Source organism: Nocardia sp. NPDC050713 (assembly GCF_040654315.1).
GTDB lineage: Bacteria > Actinomycetota > Actinomycetes > Mycobacteriales > Mycobacteriaceae > Nocardia.
Map to the genome: position 1 here is coordinate 134,674 of NZ_JBFAHS010000004.1, position 18,450 is coordinate 153,123.

Consider the following 18,450-nt stretch of genomic DNA (forward strand, 5'->3'; position numbering starts at 1 on the left):
CCGATGTGGGGTGGGCGGAGATTAGGGTTGAGAGCGTGACCACCGCGCGTCACGACGATGTCGATACAGACCGCTTCATCGCGGCGATAGCCGCCCGGATGAACGACCGGGTGACCGATGTCAGCGCGGTCATCTGCGCCTACCTGCAAGACGGCATCACCGAGCTTCGCGGCAATCCGCGCACCGCTGATCTGCTCGCCGCCAGCGTCGAATCCAACGTCGCCACCATTCTGCGCGCCTTGCGCTACGACCTTCCCTCCGCGGATGTCCGGGCTCCGCTTGCCGCCGTGGAGTTCGCCAGACGCCTGGCCCAGCACGGGGTACCGGTCAATGCCCTTGTTCGCGCCTACCGGCTCGGGCAGCGGCGCATAACCGAGCTGATCTTCGCGGAACTGCAGACACTGGCCATTCCCCCGGCCGAGCGGATCAGCGTGATCGAACGCATCACCGTGACTCTGTTCGACTTCAGCGACCGCATCACCGAACAGGTCGTGGCGATCTACGGCGACGAGCGGGAGCGCTGGATGGAAAGCCAGAACAGCGTCCGAGCGGTGCGGGTTCGCGAGGTACTCGATGGCCGCAAGAGCGTCGATGTGGAAGCGGTGACCGAGGCGATCCGGTATCCGCTGCGCTGGCAACACCTGGCGCTCGTGCTGTGGTACCCCGAGGCTGAGACCGACAGCGATGCGATACCGCGCCTGCAGCGGTTCGTCCGCGAACTCGGGGACGCGGTTGCCGTCGCGTCCAGCCCGCTGGTCGTCGCCGCGGATCAGGTCAGCGTCTGGGCCTGGCTGCCGTACCGGACCGCGCCGGGAGACCTGGTCGCCGATGTACGCACATTCGTGACCGCCCACCGCGACCACCCGAACGTTGCGATCGGCACCATAGCCGCGGGAATCGACGGCTTCCGCAACTCCCATCACAGCGCCCGGCGCGCGTGTTCCGTCGCCCTGGCACGCGAACAGTCCTCGTCCATCGTCGTCGCCGCCGACGACCCCGGTCTGATGACTGCCGCACTACTGGGCGGCGCCGTCGCCGAGACCCGCGACTGGGTGCGCGAGGTGCTCGGCAACCTGGCCGGTGACGACGAGCACGACGAACGCCTGCGTGACACCCTGCGGATATTCCTGGGTACCGGATCCAGCTACAAAGCCGCCGCTACCGAGCTGAATCTGCATGCCAACTCCGTCAAATACCGGATCGGACGCGCCGTCGCCCGACGCGGGCGACCGATCGGCGCCGACCGGCTCGACGTCGAACTCGCGCTGCTGGCGTGCCATTGGTACGGCCCGGCTGTTCTGTGGCCGGACCCGAACCAGTAGGGCGCCCATCGGCGAGCGGCTGTCCCCGCATAGTCAGGTCGTGTACATCACGACACCGAGCTTGGACTCCGCGGTCTTGGCATAGAAAGCAGTGAGTCCCTCGAGTTCGGCGACGATGATTCCCGGACCTTCCTCGGGTGTGATCAGCTCCAGTTCGTAGATTTGGTGCTCGTCGACCAACTCGTCGAAATCGGCTCGCCTGACAGCGGTTTCGACGGCCAGCACGTCGACCGTGGCAAGACGTGCGGCGAGCGCGGTCGCCTGATCCGGCGACACCACCGAGAAAGCCCCGTTCTCCAGGGTCGAGCAGGCGATGCTGTCGGCACCGCCGACCACGGACCACAGCTCGTGGTCCTCGGGGCCGGGCCAAGCCTCCCCGGTGAGGAAGTAATTGAGCGCGGCGGCGTAGTGGGTGCGGTAGTGGCCGGGCTTGTCGAGTCTGTTGATGCTGGTCGGATCCTGCCGGAGTGCGTGGATCTCATCGCTGCTCACCGCTTGCAGCCAGGTCGCCTGTGCCACGGGCTCTCTTCCTCTTGTTCGACAGGTGCACAAGGGTCTTCGGCGCAACGCAACCGTGCCCGGACGGGCGCAGAAGACACTTCTCGCGCATCGTACGGCTGGCCGATGCTTCGGCGTGCGTTCAGGCGCGCCAGATCGAGCTTCTCGACCTGCGGCCAGCAGTCGGGCCCTTCGAGCTCGACAGCCTCCGGGTCCCACTGGAAAAGCGGCTGGGAACTGCGCCACGGCGGTCGATCGCGCAGAGCGATCGACCGCCGAGTGTGCCGTGTCCAGCGATCACCGAACACGGCACGCGTGCTCAGCTCAGGGTGAACGTCGCCGTACCCGAGATCTGCTCCATCTCCCTGTCGTTCGAGTCCAGCGCGACGATCCGCGCCTCCACCCGGCCGACGCCCGGCGCCGTGCCGAATCCGACGATCACGCCGTCCACCGTGTGTTGGACGACACCGTTCACGACGCGGTGCTGCTGCCCGTCCGCGTACCCGGTATCCAGGTTCTTGAAGCGCACGGCGACCTTCCAGTCCGCGCAGGCCTCCCCGGTCTGGGTGACCTTCACCCGCACGCCGAACGTGCCGGACTGCTCCTGCGGCACGGTGACCGCGTCGATGATCGCGGAGCAGCTGGTCGGAACCAGGCGCGTCAGGGTCGGCGTGAACGGAGCGCCTGGTTCGTGCGGAATGGCGGAAGACGGCGCCGCGAGCCCGACCGCCCCGGCGGCGGTCACCGCTGCGATCACACCGACACGGGCCGAAAACTGTTGCAGCTGCTTGCGATTGAGAGTCATGACCGCTTTGTCGGGTCACCGGCAACCGTTGTTACCACAGCAGTTGCGTTAGTGAAATCACTGTAACATTCGGAAGAGACGCTGTTGACGATCTCTCGAAGCAGATCGAAAGCCGTTACAGCTCTGCGGCTCTCAGCTTCAACGCTGATCCGGCGGCATCGGCTACGTCGCGGCGTCCGCGAGCTGCCGATAGAGCCGCGCCAGCTGCACGGCGTCCTTGCGATCGAATCCGATCATCTCGTCGATCTCGCGGGACAAGAGCTCGAGGAGGTCCGCGATCGCCGCGTGCTGCGCGGGGTGGAGGCCGCGCAGGGTCGTCTCGTCGTCGCGTCGCGCACCGCGGAGAAAGCCGCTGAGGTGGATCCAGAGCTCGAAGTCGTACGGTTCGATCAGCATCAGCTTCAGCACCGCCGGGAGGTAGTACTCGACGGCCTGCGCGGTCATGTACGCGAAATCTTCCATGTGCAGACCGGGCAGGAAGCTCTCGCGATCGATGTCCGCCCGCGTGCGGCCGTAGAAATGCGCGATGACGTACGGCGCGTCGATGCTCGGCGGTGCGAGTTCGTCCTCGGTGAGCGGCCGCGAGCCCGCGAACACCTGATCGATTCGGTGCGTGACCTCATCGCGACTCCTCATGGCCGCCAACCTATCCCACCTCACGACAGTCACGTCAGCCGCAGGTCGGCTGGGGTTCAGGCGTTCTCGCTCGTCCGGCAGAACCCCGGTCGCATGCGGCGAATCCGACGCCCGGCGCGCCGCACGAACCCACAGCCGATGTGGCTGCGAAGCTGGGCTGCAGGTGGGACGATCACGTCGTGACAACCGGTGCGGAGGGCGCTGTCGTGCGGCTCGGGGTCAGCGCGGCTCGCCCCGCGTGGAGGTGGATCAGACCGAGTGTTTCCCACTCGTCGCTGGCCGGGTACGCCGACGAACTGGCCGACGACGTCCGGCGGCGGGAGACCGCACTGCGGGATCAATTGCGGGCGGGCCCAACGGATCCCAACTTGGCCGTCGAGATCACCGTGCGAACGAAGACCGACACCACGCCGGTGGCGGTGGCGCGGATCACCGAATGTGTACAGGGACTGCGGGTTCGGCGGGTGTTGCTGCTCGGCGAGGCGGGCAGCGGTAAGACCGTCGCGGCGACCCACCTGGTTCTCGGGCTACTCGATCGCCGCCGGGAACTCGGTGACGCGGCCCGAGCGGCGGAGCCGGTTCCGGTGCGCGTCAACGCCGCAGGGTGGAACGGCGAGCAATTGTTCTCGCGGTGGCTGGCCGAACGGCTCGGCTCGGACTATCGGCTGCACCGGCGCGTGGCGAAAGCTCTGGTCGATGCCGGTCTCATCCTGCCGCTGGTCGACGGACTCGACGAGATGGAATCCGTCGAGGCCGCGCACGCGGCGCTGGCCCGGATCAATGAGGTGCCGTGGCGGCATCGGCCGCTGGTGGTGCTATGTCGCACAGAGGATTTCGAGGAACTGCGCCAGCAGCCCGGTGGTGCTCGCCTCGTCGGCGCGGCCACGATCACGATGGGATCGTTCAGCCACGAACAGATCATCGGTTACCTGAAGCAGCGGCAGACGGATGACGACGTGGCCGACGACGCGTGGAGCGAAGTGATCGGCCAGGTCGAACGGGAGTCCACCGGGCCGTTGGCGACCGCGTTGCGAACCCCTTGGATGCTCGCTCTTGCCGACACCGCCCAGCGGCACGACCCGGAGATCGCCTCTCGGCTCGCGCGGAGCACCGAAGCCGACGACGTTCGCGCCAGACTGCTCGCCGAGCAGATACCCGCGGCCGTGGACGGCAGAGACCGCGACGGACCGTATGAGCACTACGACGTCGACAAGGTCACTCGATGGCTGGCGACTCTCGCGCGGCGTCTAGATGAGCGCGGCGCCACCGGAGGCGACGGAACCACGATACGGCTCGACGAGGTGTGGGAGCTGGCTGGACCGGTCCGCTGTCGCGCCCTCTACGGACTCGTCTGTGGACTGGTAGCGCTTCTCGGCTTGCTTCCGTCGTTTCTGGTCGCGGTCGATGAGGAGCCGTCTTGGCTGGACGAGGGGTGGTGGTCCTGGCTGGGGCTCGCATTCCCTCTGGTGATCGCGATTCCCGTCGGTTGGCTGCCGGATGTCGAGGGGCGTCGGCTGGCATGGCGGATACCGGGACGATCGTGGTGGCGGCACGCACTGTCCCGGCTATGGGAGCCGACCTGGCTCGCGATCATCGTGATGGTGGTGTGTGGTGTGTTCGCGGTGTTCGCCGACATCACCGCTGTCGAAGCGGTGGTGCTGGTGGCGCTCGCTCTTCCGGGGTGTCTGGCCTACGCGCTGGTGCGGGTGTTGTCGGTGGACAGTGCGGACAAGGGCAAGTTGATCATGCACGAGACTCGCCTCGTCCGCGATGACGCGACGGCCGCGGCGGTCATCGGCGCACTCGTCGCGGTGGCGATATGGGCCGGCTTCGCGTCGGCGGACCGACTCGGCGGCGAACCCGATGGCAGCCTCCTCGCGCCGCTGTACTCGGGCGGATATTTCGGGCTGGTCGCCGTCATGGTGTACGGGGTCGCCACTGGGCGCTATCTCACCGCCGCGGTGCTCTTCTCGATCGATGAATCCTTTCCCGACCGTCCCGCTCGTTTTCTCGAGTGGGCGCGGCGCGGCGGCCTGCTGAGCGTGTCCGGTGACGCCTATCAATTCCGCCACGAGACGCTTCGTGAATGGGTGAAGGCCAACACGCCGTCATAGACCGGCACCGAATCCGATGACGTCGGACTGGCCACCTGCTCCGGGAGCGAGCGCTCCCTGGCGGCAAGCGATTTCGCTGAGCCGGTGCGGGTACTGGACAAGGCATCCGAATGACTGGTCGCCTCGGACAGGCCCGTGATCGACGGAGTCTCAGGAGAGCGCGATCATGGGTCCGGGGAAGACGACGTCACGGAATCCGCCGCCGACTTTCTTGCCGCCGTCGCCTGCGGTCCAGCTCGGCTCCCCGGCTTGCCAACCGTCGTGTCGATGCCACTCCAGGTCGTCGTGTCCCTCGATGCCGTAGATCTGGCCGCTGCCGTCGTAGGAGCCGAACACCCGGCTGTACGCGTTCCAGCCGCTACCTACCCGTCGACCACCCTCACCCGCGGTCCAGACAGGCGATCCGTCGGTCCAGCCGTCATGGCGGTGCCAATCCATCTCACCATCGGCGGTGATCCCGTAGATGATGCCGCCACCGACCGAGAACACCCTCGGATACACGTCCCATCCCCCGCCGACGTGCCGACCGCCGTCTCCCCCGGTCCACGCCGGTGACCTATCCGTCCACCCGTCGTGGCGATGCCAATGCAAATCACCCTCGGGCGTGATCCCGTAGATGACGAAACCGTTGGGCTGCCCCGCCACCGCCCGCCTGCCGCCCGCGAAAACCTGGACATACGCGTTCCAACCGCTACCGACCAAAAGACCGCCATCCCCGGCCGTCCAGGCCGCGGCACCGTCCTTGAACCCATCGTGGCTGTACCAGTACATCTCCCCCGCGGGCGTGATCGCGTAGAGGATTCCCTGCGCCCCACCGCAGAAAACGGAACTGTAGGCATCCCAGCCGGAGCCGATGTTCAATCCTCCGCCGAGCCCCGTCCAGCCGTTCGTGCCGTCCGATGTTCCGTCGTGACGGGCCCACTGCAAGCGTCCGTCGAACTTGATCCAGTAGAAGACTTGACCGAGATCACTCATCGATCCTCCATTCGGTTGCCGATTGGGGAACGCGGAGCTGCCAGTCAGCAGAAGTATTCCACGTCGGCCGAGATGCCACGGAAATTCGAGGTGAGCGGCGTTCGGTCGTTTATTCGCCCGGTCGCAGGGCATCCGTCGACGACCCCGTGATTACCCGACGCCGAAGCCGCCGCCAGGGCAGTGACATCGATAACCTTTATGTTGACACCGCTTACACTAGGGTAATGTAAGCGATGCACACATGATTGTCGACGGAAGGGAAATTCGAGATGTATGCGGTGACGCTGGACAGCTTCGGTGGACCGGAGGTCATGAAGTGGGCCCCGGTGGGCGAGCTGCCCGCGCCCGGTCCGGGCGAGGTGGCCATCGACGTGGTGGCCGCGGGGGTGAATCGCGCCGACGTCATGCAACGCTACGGCCTCTACCCGCCGCCGCCCGGCGCGAGCGACATCCTCGGCCTGGAGATTTCCGGTTTCGTCGCCGAAGTCGGTGCGGGCGTGACGGATTGGCAGCCCGGCGATGCGGTGTGCGCACTGTTGGCAGGCGGCGGCTACGCCGAACGGGTGAACGTGCCCGCCACCCAACTGCTTCCAGTGCCCGAGGGCGTGAGCATGACCGCCGCGGCGGCGCTGCCCGAGACCGCCGCAACGGTCTGGTCGAATCTGGTGATGACGGCAGGCCTGCGCAGCGGACACACCCTGCTGATTCACGGCGGCGGCAGCGGAATCGGCACGCACGCGATTCAAGTCGGCCGAGCGCTCGGCGCTCACGTAGCGGTGACGGCGGGATCGCAATTCAAGTTGGAGCGCAGCCGGGAACTGGGAGCGAGCACACTGATCAATTACCGCGAACAGGATTTCGTAGATGTCATGACCACCGAATATCGAGGCGCGGACGTAATTCTCGACATCATGGGCGGAAGTTACCTGGACAGGAATGTGCGGGCACTGGCCGAGGACGGCCACCTGACGATCATCGGACTACAGGGCGGCGCGACCGCGGAACTGAATCTCGGCGTGCTGCTGAGTAAACGAGGCTCCGTTCACGCGACGAACCTGCGTCGCCGTCCGGAACGCGGGCCGGGCTCGAAGGCCGAGATCATCGCCGAACTGCGCAAGCATCTGTGGCCGTTGATCTCCGAAGGAACGGTCGTGCCGGTCGTTTCCGCCGAAGTCCCCATCACCGATGTCGCCGCGGCGCACCCGTTGCTGGACTCCGCCGAGACCGTCGGCAAGGTGGTGCTCACGGTTCGCGAGCCCTGACCCGGCACGCCGTCCGAGCCGCCGCACCCCGGGTGGCCATCAACCGACCCGGGGCCCGAGTACCGCGTAGACCGCCGTGCGGACCCGATCGGCAACCGCCTCGGCGGGCGCGGCCTCGAACTTGCCGTCCATGTGCAGGAAGGCGAGACCGTGCACGAGCGCCCACACCGCCGTTGCCATCCCGTCGATATCGGCAGTGGGAAAGGCTTGCCGCACAATGGCTTTGAGGTACTCGTTGATCGCCTCCACCGCGGCAACCCGCTCGGAGCTGGTCGGATCACAACCCTCGGCGAACATCACCCGGAACAGCCCCGGCCGTGTCAGCGCGAACTGGACGTAGGCGATCGCGGTGGCGGCGAGCCCTTCTTTCGTGGCCGGTTCGGGATGCGCCGCGGCCAGATACGCGGCCAGTTCCCGGTAGCCCACCGCCGCGACGGCGGACAACAGGGCATTGCGGTCGGCGAAGTGCCGATACGGCGCCGCGGTGGACACACCGGCGCGCCGGGCTGCCGCGCGGAGCGACAACTCGGTCGCGCCGCCTTCCTCGAGGAGCTCCACGGCGGCGCGCACCAGCGCGTTGGGTAGATCGCCGTGGTGATACGACGTGGTCGACGTTGCCATGGCTACAACCTAACAAGTGTTGACAGCGCTTACATGCACCTCTTAATGTTAGCGCCGCGCTCACGATGTGAACGATGTATACATTACTGACCGAAGGGAGACCCCCATGGCGAGTGGTTCCGCGGGAGACGAGTTGTTCTCACCACTCCAGCTGCGATCCGGCCAGGTACTGCCGAACCGGATCGCGAAAGCGGCCATGGAAGAGGGCATGGCAGGACGGGCGCAACTGCCGGACGCGCGCCTGATCTCGCTGTATCGACGGTGGGCCGCCGGTGGCGCGGGCCTGTTGATCACGGGCAACGTGATGGTGCACGCCGAAGCGCTGACCGGTCCGGGCGGCATCGTCCTCGACGCCGAGACGCCGCTGGAGCCGTTCGCGGCATGGGCGCGGGCGGGCAAGGCCGCCGGTGCGGCCATGTGGATGCAGATCAGCCACCCCGGTCGCCAGGTCCAGGCGAACATGCCAGGAGTCGTGTGGGGACCGTCGGACATCGCGGTCGACCTAGGCCGCCACTCCAAGCGATTCGGGCGACCCATCGCGATGACCCCCGAACAGATCGCCGCTACCATCACGCGCTTCGCCACCACCGCGCGACGGGCCGAGCGGGCCGGGTTCGACGGTGTGGAAGTGCATGCCGCGCACGGCTATCTGCTGTCGCAGTTCCTTTCTCCGCTGGTCAACAATCGCACCGACGAATGGGGCGGCTCGCTCGAGAACCGCGCGCGGCTACTGCTCGATATCGTGCGCGCCATCCGCGCCGCGGTGTCGTCGAGTTTCGCCGTCGCGGTGAAACTGAACTCCGCGGACTTCCAGCGGGGCGGCTTCGACGCCGACGACGCGCACAAGGTGATCGGCATGCTCGCGACGCTTGGCGTCGATCTGGTCGAAGTGTCCGGCGGCAGCTACGAAAGCCCCGCCATGAACGGTCGCCCCGCCGACGGACGCACCGCGGCCCGGGAGGCGTATTTCCTGGAACTGGCCACCGAATTGGCCCGAACCAGCGCGCTGCCCCTGATGCTGACCGGCGGGATCTCCCGCCGCGAAACCGCCGAACGCGTACTGGCGAACAATGTCGCGGTGATCGGCGTGGGAACGGCGCTCGCGGCTACCCCGGATCTACCGAACCGTTGGCGTGAGGGTTCGGCGGCGACCGGGAGCCTGAAGCCGGTGACCTGGTCGGACAAGTCGCTCGCCTCGCTCGCCGAAATGGCGCGCGTCCGCTATCAGATGCGCCGAATGGCCACCGGGAGCAATCCCGCACTCGGTGTCCACCCGGCGTTCGCGCTGCTCGCGGACCAGCTGGTGCAGGGTCGCGCGCTGCGGCGCTACGCACGATGGCTCGCGTCGAAGGAGCGACAGGAGATCGAAAACCCGAGCGCGGCGGTGCTCTGAACACAAGACTTCCGGCGCGCTGCTGGCCCACCGGCTGACCTCCGGCAAGCCACTCGCCCTGCTGTGCCACGCGCCCGCGGCGATCCTGGCCGCGACCACACCCGAGGGCACCTCACCGTTCGCCGGTTACCGGATGACCGGGCTGTCGAACCGGGAGGAACTGCTCAACCGGTTCGCCACGACGGCGCCATGGCTGCTGGAGGACCGGTTGAAGCAAGCGGGCGTCGAATACTCCAAAGCACTGACTCCGCTGTACACCGGCCAGAATCCACAGTCCTCGGAGCAACTGGCCGAACGGCTGGTCGCCGACGTCGGCGCCCAGTCCGCGAAGTGAGCCACACTGCAGCCCGCGACCAGTGTTGACAGTGTTCACATTCGCGATTAGCCTGATGTTAGCACTGTACACATATGAGCGAGGAGCTTCATCAATGCCATCGACCTACCAGGAAACAGTCGTGGTCGACTTGGGCGGCCACGTGGTCACCGTTCCGAAAGGCGGCCTGTACGACCGGTACCGGATGAACACCGACCTCGACGAAGTCGCCCGCGATCCCCGGGTCAGTAGCGTGGACTTCTTCCGACGGCTGCCCAAGACGAAGGTCGACTCGCGCATCGGCGCCACACTGACCCCGAACTTCTACTACCGCATCTCCACCGCGCGGCTGACGATGCTGGCCCGCTCGCGGGCGATCCGTGCACGCCTGCCCGAGGAGCTGGCGCCGCTCGAGGTCGCGCCCGGGTTCGGGCTGGTCTCGGTGATGTTCTTCCGCTACGAGGTGTGCGACATCGACTTCTACACCGAAGCCGCCGTCGGCATCGCCGTGCGACCGGCACGGCACGGACGCCTGGGATTCTTCGACCTGGCCACCGGCCTGGCCAACGACCACCTGCACTCCTATGTGCTGTCGCTGCCGGTCAGCACCGACATCGCCCAGGTGCGCGGCCACGACGGCTACGGCTTCCCCAAGTGGGTCACCGACATCGATGTCGACATCGACACCGACCGCACCGCCGCCCGGGTGACCAACGACGCCGGCGGAACCGACCTGTCGCTGTCGGTGGCCACCCCCGCCCAGACCGCCCACCCGACCGGCGAACACGTCCCCTCACTCACCTCCTACACCACGATCGACGGCGCCTGGCACTCCACCCTGAGCCAGATCAACGTGCTCTCGGCCGGAACCACCCGCTTCCCACGCAAGATCGACCTCGAGATCGGACAGGGTCGCATGGCCGAGGACCTGCGATCGCTCCAACCGATCAAGATCGTTCGCCTCGACGTCACCACCGAAGGCCAACTCGCCCTGCACATGCCGGTCCCGACCTCGATCCGGAGCCGGAATTGAGGAGCCCTGCCATGCCCACCGATCACACACCCACCCTGGCCCGAGGCTCGGGCCTGCCCGCATCACTGACCTCGGCCCTGATCGAACGTCTGGCCGCACGAGTCACCGCCACCGCGGACGCCGAACGGGTCACCACCAACGCCCCCTACACCGGCGCCCCACTGGCCGACCTGCCCGTCTCGACGCCCGCGGACGTCGAAACCGCGTTCCAGCGGGCCCGCCACGCCCAGGCGGCCTGGGCCGCCACGTCCATGCGTGAGCGGCAGCAGATCATGCTGCGTTTCCACGACCTCCTGCTCGATCGGCAGAACGAGGTCCTGGACCTGATGCAGGCCGAAAGCGGCAAGACCCGCCGCGACGCGTTCCTCGAAGTGACCGACATCGCGATCACCGCCCGGTACTACGCGCGCAGCGCGGCGAAACTCCTTGCGCCCAAACGCCGTCGCGGCGCGATCCCGCTGCTGACCCACACCACCGAACTGCGCCACCCCAAGGGCGTCGTCGCGGTCATCTCACCGTGGAACTACCCCCTGAGCATGGCCGCGGGCGACGCCATCCCGGCGCTCATGGCGGGCAACGCCGTCGTGCAGAAGCCCGACACCCAGACCGCCCTCACCGCGCTGTGGGCACTCGACCTGATGCACGAGGCGGGCTTGCCGCCCGGTGTGTGGCAGATGGTGGTCGGGCGGGGCAGCTCCATCGGCGGGTCGCTGATGGACAACGCCGATTACATGATGTTCACCGGCTCCACCGCCAGCGGACGGCAGATCGCTCGCGACGCCGGGCAACGTCTCATCGGCGCCTCCCTGGAACTCGGCGGCAAGAACGCCATGCTCGTCCTCGACGACGCCGACATCGACCGCGCCGCCGACGGCGCGATCGCCGCGAGCTTCCCCTCGACCGGCCAGCTGTGCGTTTCCATCGAGCGCATGTACGTGGCCGACACCATTCGCGACGACTTCGTCGCCGCGTTCGTCGCCCGCACCCGGAAGCTGCAGATCGGCGCCGCCTACGACTTCAGCCGCGATGTCGGAAGCCTGACCAACGCGGCCCAATTGGAGACGGCCACCGCGCACGTCGAGGACGCCGTCGCCAAGGGCGCGACCGTCCTCGCGGGCGGCAAGGCGCGACCGGATCTCGGTCCCCTGTTCTACGAACCGACGATCCTCACCGACATCACCCCCGACATGACGCTCTACGACCACGAGACCTTCGGCCCGGTCGTCTCGATCTACCCGTACCGAGACCTCGACGACGCGATCGCCCGGGCCAACGCCACGCCATACGGTCTCAATGCCAGCGTCTGGACCCGCGACGGCGCCAAAGGCAGGGCTGTCGCCGCCCGTTTGCACGCGGGCACGGTCAACGTCAACGACGCCTTCGCCGCCGCGTGGGGCAGCGTCGACGCACCGATGGGCGGCATGGGCGACTCGGGACTCGGTCGCCGCCACGGCGCCGACGGCATCCTCAAATACACCGAGCCGCAAACGGTTGCCCACCAACGCATTCAAGGCTTCACCCCACCGAGGGGCGTCTCCCATAGAGCCTGGGCCGCTCTCCTGACGGTCTCGCTGAAGCTCCTGAAGGGAATCGGCGCTCGCTGAGGCCACTGCCGGGCGAACGCCGCATTCCGTCACGCGAAGGCCCGCGAGCGCCACCCGCCCCGCAACGACGAATCCCCCGGTCGACTCGGTCGACCGGGGGATTCGTTCGTCGCTCAGCGCATTACACGCAAGCCAGCGCCTTGGCCTCGCGGCGGCGGCGGTGCAGGATCGGTTCGGTGTAGCCGTTGGGCTGCTTGGTGCCCTCGAGGATCAGCTCCTTGGCGGCCTGGAAGGCGATGCTCCCCGCGAAGTCGGTGGCCATCGGGCGGTAGTTCGGGTCGCCCGCGTTCTGCCGGTCGACGACCGGAGCCATCCGCTCCAGGCTGGCCACCACCTCGTCGGCGGTGACAATGCCGTGGCGCAGCCAGTTCGCCATCAGCTGGCTCGAGATACGCAGGGTCGCACGGTCTTCCATCAGCGCGACGTCCTTGATGTCGGGCACCTTGGAACAGCCGACGCCCTGGTCGATCCAGCGCACCACGTAGCCGAGGATGGACTGCGAGTTGTTGTCCAGCTCCTGCTGCTTCTCCTCCGCGGACCAGTTCGGCTCCGCGGCGAGCGGGATCTCCAGGATCTGGTCGACGGTGGCGCGCGGACCGCCCTTGGCGATCTCGGCCTGCCGCTTGAACACGTCCACCAGGTGGTAGTGGGTGGCGTGCAGGGTGGCGGCGGTCGGCGAGGGCACCCACGCGGTGTTGGCGCCCGCCTTCGGGTGGCCGACCTTCTGGACCAGCATGTCGGCCATCAGGTCCGGCATGGCCCACATGCCCTTGCCGATCTGCGCCTTGCCGGGCAGACCCGCGACCAGACCGGTGTCGACGTTCCAGTCCTCGTACGACAGGATCCACTGCTGGGCCTTCATATCGGCCTTGCGGACCATCGGCCCGGCCTCCATGGAGGTGTGGATCTCGTCGCCGGTGCGGTCGAGGAAGCCGGTGTTGATGAACACCACCCGCTCCTTGGCGGCCTGGATGCAGGCCTTCAGGTTCACCGTGGTGCGGCGCTCCTCGTCCATGATGCCGACCTTGAGCGTGTTGCGGTCCAGGCCGATGACGTCCTCGACGCGGCCGAACAGCTCGTTGGTGAAGGCGACCTCGTCCGGGCCGTGCATCTTCGGCTTCACGATGTAGACCGAGCCCGTGCGGCTGTTCTTCAGCTCGGTGTCGCCGTTGAGCGAGTGCTTGGCGATCAGCGAGGTGATCAGGCCGTCCATGATGCCCTCGGGCACCTCGTTGCCGTCCTTGTCGAGGATGGCGTCGGAGGTCATCAGGTGGCCGACGTTGCGCACGAACAGCAGCGAACGACCGTGCAGCACCAGCTCCGAACCGTCCAGCGCGGTGTAGACGCGGTCCGGGTTCATGGTGCGGGTGAAGGTCTTGCCGCCCTTGGCGACCTCTTCGGACAGCTTGCCCGTCATCAGGCCGAGCCAGTTGTGGTAGCAGAGCACCTTGTCCTCGGCGTCGACCGCCGCGACCGAGTCCTCGAAGTCCATGATCGTGGTGACCGCGGACTCCAGCACGACGTCCTTGACGCCCGCCGTGTCGGTGCTGCCGATCGGCGAGCTCGGGTCGATCTGGATCTCGATGTGCAGGCCGTTGTGCTTCAGCAGCACCGAGGTGGGCGAGGCCGGGTCACCGAGGTAGCCGACCAGCTGCGAGGGGTCGGCCAGACCGATCTCGGTGCCGTCCTCCAGGCCGACCTCCAGCTCGCCGTCGACGATCTTGTAGGAGGTCGAGCCGATGTGCGAGCCGGTGATCAGGGTGACGGAGTCGTCGAGGAAGTTGCGCGCCCACTCGATGACCTTGTCGCCGCGCACCTTGTTGTAGCCGGTGCCCTTCTCCGCGCCGTTGGCCTCGGAGATGGCGTCGGTGCCGTAGAGCGCGTCGTAGAGCGAACCCCAGCGCGCGTTGGCGGCGTTGATCGCGAAGCGCGCGTTCATCACCGGAACCACCAGCTGCGGACCGGCCGTCGACGCGATCTCGGCGTCCACGTTCTGGGTCTCGATCTGGAAGTCGGCGGGCTCGGGGCGCAGGTAGCCGATCTCGGTCAGGAAGTTCTTGTAGGCGGTCTTGTCGTAGTTCGCGCCCGGGTTCTCGGCGTGCCAGGCGTCGAGCTTGCCCTGGATCTCGTCGCGCTCGGCCAGCAGGGCGCGGTTACGCGGAGCGAGATCGTTGATCACCTGCTCGGCGCCGGCCCAGAACGCGGCGGAATCTACGCCGGTACCGGGAAGCGCCTCGTTCTCGACGAACTCGTGGAGAACGCTGGCCACCTGGAGCCCGCCGACCTGAATCCGCTCTGTCATCTACTGCCTCACTTCTGAGAAAGCCGGGTGGAAAAGACGGTCTCATGTTACCCGTCGGTAGGCCCAATCCCTGCGGAGGGCCAGCGCCGACCGAGCGCGTCGGATGAACGCCTCGGCGGCCCAAAGTATTTCGCCACGCCGTAGATCGGGGTGGATCGATCGGCGCGTCTCACGATGTCGGCGGTCGGCCGAACAACCTCTTGATCCTAGCGCCCGGCGCATTTAATGTACTGATCGGAACATTTCTTCGACCAGAAGGCGACCGAAGGTCCGGGTGAACGCGATCGGCGGCGCCGCACTGCACTTCGCCACCGACGCGTCGTCGTTGCGCACCGGAGCCACGCTCGCACTGGACGGCGGTTGGCGAGGTCCGGCGGCACGACCGCCATCAGCAGGAGGTTTTCATGAAGGCGCTCACCTACGCCGGTCCGCAAGCGATCTCGTTCGTCGAGCTGGACGACCCGGTGCTGCCGGGGCCGGACGGGGCGATCGTGCGGGTCACCGCGGCGGGCGTCTGCGGCAGTGATCTGCACATCTACGCGGGCCACGGATTCACGCCCGGCACCGGCTACGGGGTCGGGCACGAAGCGGTCGGCGAGATCGTCGAGCTCGGCCCGCAGGCGCGCGGTCTGTCGGTCGGCGACCGGGTGCTCGTGGCCGCGTCGGCGGGGTGCGACCGCTGCGGCAACTGCAGGGCGGGCGTCGTGGCGGCGTGCGAGCGGCAGCCGCTGCCGGTCGACGCGTGTTACGGGCTGGGCGGTTCGCTGCCGGGAGCGCAGGCGCAGCTGCTCGCGGTGCCGCACGCGGGCGGCAATCTGGTGCGGCTGCCCGACGCGATCGCCGACGAGGCCGCCATCGTGCTGACCGACAACGCGCCGACCGCCTGGTACGCCGCCCGGCGGGCGCGCATCGCGCCGGGCGACACGGTGGTGGTGATCGGGTTGGGCCCGGTCGGGCTGATGGCGGTGCAGGCCGCGTTCGCCATGGGCGCGGCCCGGGTACTCGGCGTCGACCTGGTCGCGGACCGGCGCGCCAGGGCGGCCGAGCTCGGCGCGGAGCCCGTCGAGTCCGACGACCCGAAGACGGCCGTACGCGAGATGCTCGGCGGCGGAGCCGATGTAGCGCTCGAGGCGGTCGGCGCCGATGCCACGATCAAGCTGGCGATCAGCGTGGTCGGCCATCGGGGCCGGGTCAGCGTGGTCGGCGTCAGCCAGAATCGGGCCTACCCGTTCCACATGCCGCTCGCACAAGTAAAGGAGCTGGAATTCCACATCGGGCTGTGCTCCATCCAGTACGAGCTGCCCGCGCTGCTGAAGCTGACCGCGGCGGGCAGACTGCGTCCGGAAGCGGTTGTCTCACATCGTTTGCCGATGTCGCAAGGGCCCGACGCCTACCGCATGTTCGCCGCTCGCGACGACAAGGTCTGCAAGATCGTCCTGGATCCGTGGCAATGAACGACATCGCCCCCGCGCGTCGCCGAGGCCGTCCGCCCGCCTCGGAATCGTCGGCGGGCGACACCCGCGAGCGCATCGTCCGCGCCGCCGTGGAACTGTTCGCGGAGAAGGGTTTTCACGGCACCGGGGTCGCCGAGATCGGTGATCGCGCGGACGTGCAGCGTGGTGCGCTGTACTACCACATCGGGTCCAAGGAAGAACTGCTCTGGCAGATCCTGCGCGACTACACCGAACTCATGCTCACCGACGCCGAACACGTCACCAGCGGTGACGACGACCCGGTCACCAAGCTGCGCAAGCTGATTCACAGCCACGTCGGCCGGATCGTCGAGCACCGCCGCGAGGTCACCATCCAGCTGCGCGACGTGGGTTCGCTCACCGGTGACCGCGCCGCGCAACTACAAGAACTACGGGACCGGATCCAGCTGCACTGGCAGCTGACACTCGACGCTGGACACGCCGCGGGCTTGTTGCGCACCGCCGACCACGTGGTCACCAACGGTGTGCTCGGCATGCTGAACACCGTGACCCTCTGGTACCGCCCGCACGGCGGCCACTCCCCCGATGCGATCGCCGACATCCTCGCCGCCACCGTCCTCGACGGCATCGTGACCGACAACCACACGAAAGGCTGATCATGGCTTGGGATTTCGAAACCGATCCGGAGTTCCAGAAGAAGCTGGACTGGGCGGCGGAATTCGTCCGCACCGAGGTGGAGCCGCTCGATCTGCTCTACCCGAATCCCTACGACCGCGGCAACACCGAGGCCATGGCGCTGATGCGGCCGCTGAAGAAGAAGGTCGAGGAACAAGGCTTGTGGGCCTGTCACCTCGGCCCCGAACTCGGCGGCCAGGGATACGGGCAGATGAAGCTGGCGCTGCTCAACGAGGTGCTCGGCACCTCGGTCTGGGCGCCGTCGGTATTCGGTTGCCAAGCACCGGATTCCGGCAACGCGGAGATCCTCGCGCACTACGGCACCCCGGAGCAGAAGGCGCAGTACCTGGAGCCGCTGCTGGCCGGTGAGATCGGCTCCTGTTACGTGATGACCGAGCCCACCGGCGGCTCGGACCCGACGCTGTTCCGTACCCGTGCGGTGCGCGACGGCGACCACTGGGTGATCAACGGCGAGAAGTGGTTCAACTCCAACGCGCAGTTCGCCAGCTTCCACATCGTCATGGTCGTCACCAACCCGGATGTCAGCCCCTACCAGGGCATGTCGATGTTCATCGTGCCCGCCGACGCTCCCGGCCTGGAGATCGTCAAGAACTTCCACGTGCACGGCTTCAGCGAGCACGAGGGCCACCTACGCTTCACCGACGTGCGAGTCCCCGCCGACCACCTGCTCGGCGCCGAGGGCCAGGGCTTCGTCGTCGCCCAGACTCGGCTCGGCGGCGGCCGGGTGCACCACGCCATGCGCACGGTCGCCTTGGTGCGCAAGGCCTTCGACATGATGTGCGAACGCGCGGTCTCGCGGCAGATGCGCAAGGGTCCCCTCGGTGGCTTGCAGATGACCCAGGAACGCATCGCCGACAGCTGGATCGAGATGGAGCAGTTCCGGCTGCTCGTGCTGCGCACCGCGTGGCGCATCGACAAGGAGCAGGACTATCTGAAGGTGCGCAAGGACATCGCCGCCATCAAGGTGGCCATGCCCAAGGTCATGCACGACATCGCCCAGCGCGCACTGCACCTGCACGGCGCCCTCGGCGTCAGCGAGGACCTGCCGTTCGTGGACATGATGAACTACGCCGAGGTCATGGCGATCGCCGATGGGCCGACCGAGGTGCACAAGATCACCCTCGCGAAGGAGGTGCTGAAGAACTACGCGCCCGGTGATCCGGTGTACCCGAGTGGGTACCGGCCCGCGCTGCGGGAGCAGGCGCGGGAGTTGGTCGCGCGGCGGTTGGAACACGTCGTGGGGAACCTGTAGACGGATGCCTGCGCCGGAACCGTCGTGGCGTGGTCCCGGCGGGGCGCCAGTCTCGGCGATCGGTTCCGCGCGGCGAAGACCCGTGCCACAATTTCGGTGCAGGTTAGGGGTGGGACGGCGAGGGGATTTCCGATCGTGCGTAACGGTTTTTGCATCGCTGCGTCGCTGGCACTGGCCCTCCTCGCGACGGG

Annotated in this window: 15 protein-coding genes and 1 pseudogene; 10 read left to right on the top strand and 6 right to left on the bottom strand. The window is 67.4% G+C overall.

All coding sequences use genetic code 11. The features are described from left to right. Nucleotides 1-5 precede the first annotated feature (5 nt). Complete coding sequence (locus tag AB0H49_RS09720; RefSeq protein WP_357249352.1) at nt 6-1,322, top strand: helix-turn-helix domain-containing protein; 1,317 nt, start codon at nt 6-8, stop codon at nt 1,320-1,322. Nucleotides 1,323-1,355: 33 nt separating this feature from the next. Here the strand turns inward: AB0H49_RS09720 and AB0H49_RS09725 are convergent, their stop codons facing one another. The 3 genes from AB0H49_RS09725 to AB0H49_RS09735 all read right to left on the bottom strand — a co-directional run bounded on the left by AB0H49_RS09725 (nt 1,356) and on the right by AB0H49_RS09735 (nt 3,261). After that, nucleotides 1,356-1,841: a DUF1877 family protein gene (locus tag AB0H49_RS09725; RefSeq protein ID WP_357249355.1), complete on the bottom strand. Its 486-nt coding sequence runs from the start codon at nt 1,839-1,841 to the stop codon at nt 1,356-1,358. Between the two features lie 298 nt (nt 1,842-2,139). Then, on the bottom strand, nt 2,140-2,625 hold the full coding sequence (locus AB0H49_RS09730; protein ID WP_355002680.1) for a hypothetical protein: 486 nt from the start codon (nt 2,623-2,625) through the stop codon (nt 2,140-2,142). 162 nt (nt 2,626-2,787) lie between these two features. Then, the gene (locus tag AB0H49_RS09735; RefSeq protein WP_357249358.1) at nt 2,788-3,261 is read right to left on the bottom strand and encodes a hypothetical protein; all 474 of its coding nucleotides are present in this window, start codon (nt 3,259-3,261) and stop codon (nt 2,788-2,790) included. Nucleotides 3,262-3,440: 179 nt separating this feature from the next. On the opposite strand from AB0H49_RS09735, the gene AB0H49_RS09740 reads away from it, so the two are divergent. Beyond that, nucleotides 3,441-5,375 (top strand): hypothetical protein, encoded by a 1,935-nt coding sequence (locus tag AB0H49_RS09740; RefSeq protein ID WP_357249361.1) that lies wholly within the window; start codon nt 3,441-3,443, stop codon nt 5,373-5,375. Between the two features lie 150 nt (nt 5,376-5,525). Here the strand turns inward: AB0H49_RS09740 and AB0H49_RS09745 are convergent, their stop codons facing one another. Further along, on the bottom strand, nt 5,526-6,350 hold the full coding sequence (locus AB0H49_RS09745) for a tachylectin-related carbohydrate-binding protein (protein WP_357249364.1): 825 nt from the start codon (nt 6,348-6,350) through the stop codon (nt 5,526-5,528). A 269-nt stretch (nt 6,351-6,619) separates the two neighbouring features. On the opposite strand from AB0H49_RS09745, the gene AB0H49_RS09750 reads away from it, so the two are divergent. Beyond that, nucleotides 6,620-7,612 carry an NAD(P)H-quinone oxidoreductase gene (locus tag AB0H49_RS09750; RefSeq protein ID WP_357249367.1) on the top strand — a complete coding sequence of 331 codons (993 nt, stop codon included), beginning with the start codon at nt 6,620-6,622 and terminating at the stop codon, nt 7,610-7,612. Nucleotides 7,613-7,651: 39 nt separating this feature from the next. Here the strand turns inward: AB0H49_RS09750 and AB0H49_RS09755 are convergent, their stop codons facing one another. Next, nucleotides 7,652-8,233, bottom strand: coding sequence for a TetR/AcrR family transcriptional regulator (locus tag AB0H49_RS09755; RefSeq protein WP_355002685.1), 582 nt, complete (start codon nt 8,231-8,233; stop codon nt 7,652-7,654). Nucleotides 8,234-8,339: 106 nt separating this feature from the next. Here AB0H49_RS09755 and AB0H49_RS09760 point away from each other — a divergent pair, with 106 nt between their 5' ends. The 4 genes and pseudogenes from AB0H49_RS09760 (at nt 8,340) to AB0H49_RS09775 (ending at nt 12,576) form a co-directional block, all read left to right on the top strand. Further along, nucleotides 8,340-9,626 carry an NADH:flavin oxidoreductase/NADH oxidase family protein gene (locus AB0H49_RS09760; protein ID WP_357249370.1) on the top strand — a complete coding sequence of 429 codons (1,287 nt, stop codon included), beginning with the start codon at nt 8,340-8,342 and terminating at the stop codon, nt 9,624-9,626. A 4-nt stretch (nt 9,627-9,630) separates the two neighbouring features. Further along, a pseudogene (locus AB0H49_RS09765) lies at nt 9,631-9,960 on the top strand (type 1 glutamine amidotransferase domain-containing protein); the annotation flags it as partial. A gap of 94 nt (nt 9,961-10,054) precedes the next feature. Next, nucleotides 10,055-10,972, top strand: coding sequence for an acetoacetate decarboxylase family protein (locus AB0H49_RS09770; RefSeq protein WP_357249373.1), 918 nt, complete (start codon nt 10,055-10,057; stop codon nt 10,970-10,972). Nucleotides 10,973-10,983: 11 nt separating this feature from the next. Further along, entirely contained in the window at nt 10,984-12,576 is a 1,593-nt protein-coding gene (locus AB0H49_RS09775) for a succinic semialdehyde dehydrogenase (RefSeq protein WP_357249376.1), read from the top strand. Between the two features lie 121 nt (nt 12,577-12,697). Here AB0H49_RS09775 and AB0H49_RS09780 read toward each other — a convergent pair whose 3' ends face one another. Further along, complete coding sequence (locus tag AB0H49_RS09780; RefSeq protein WP_357249379.1) at nt 12,698-14,878, bottom strand: malate synthase G; 2,181 nt, start codon at nt 14,876-14,878, stop codon at nt 12,698-12,700. Nucleotides 14,879-15,282: 404 nt separating this feature from the next. Between AB0H49_RS09780 and AB0H49_RS09785 the strand changes: the two genes are divergently transcribed. The 3 genes from AB0H49_RS09785 to AB0H49_RS09795 are packed head-to-tail and all read left to right on the top strand — an operon-like array spanning nt 15,283 to nt 18,259. After that, complete coding sequence (locus AB0H49_RS09785; RefSeq protein WP_357249382.1) at nt 15,283-16,332, top strand: alcohol dehydrogenase catalytic domain-containing protein; 1,050 nt, start codon at nt 15,283-15,285, stop codon at nt 16,330-16,332. Next, entirely contained in the window at nt 16,329-16,967 is a 639-nt protein-coding gene (locus tag AB0H49_RS09790) for a TetR/AcrR family transcriptional regulator (protein WP_357249385.1), read from the top strand. The genes AB0H49_RS09785 and AB0H49_RS09790 overlap by 4 nt, the downstream gene beginning before the upstream one ends. A 2-nt stretch (nt 16,968-16,969) precedes the next feature. Next, the gene (locus AB0H49_RS09795) at nt 16,970-18,259 is read left to right on the top strand and encodes an acyl-CoA dehydrogenase family protein (protein ID WP_357249388.1); all 1,290 of its coding nucleotides are present in this window, start codon (nt 16,970-16,972) and stop codon (nt 18,257-18,259) included. Nucleotides 18,260-18,450: the final 191 nt, after the last annotated feature.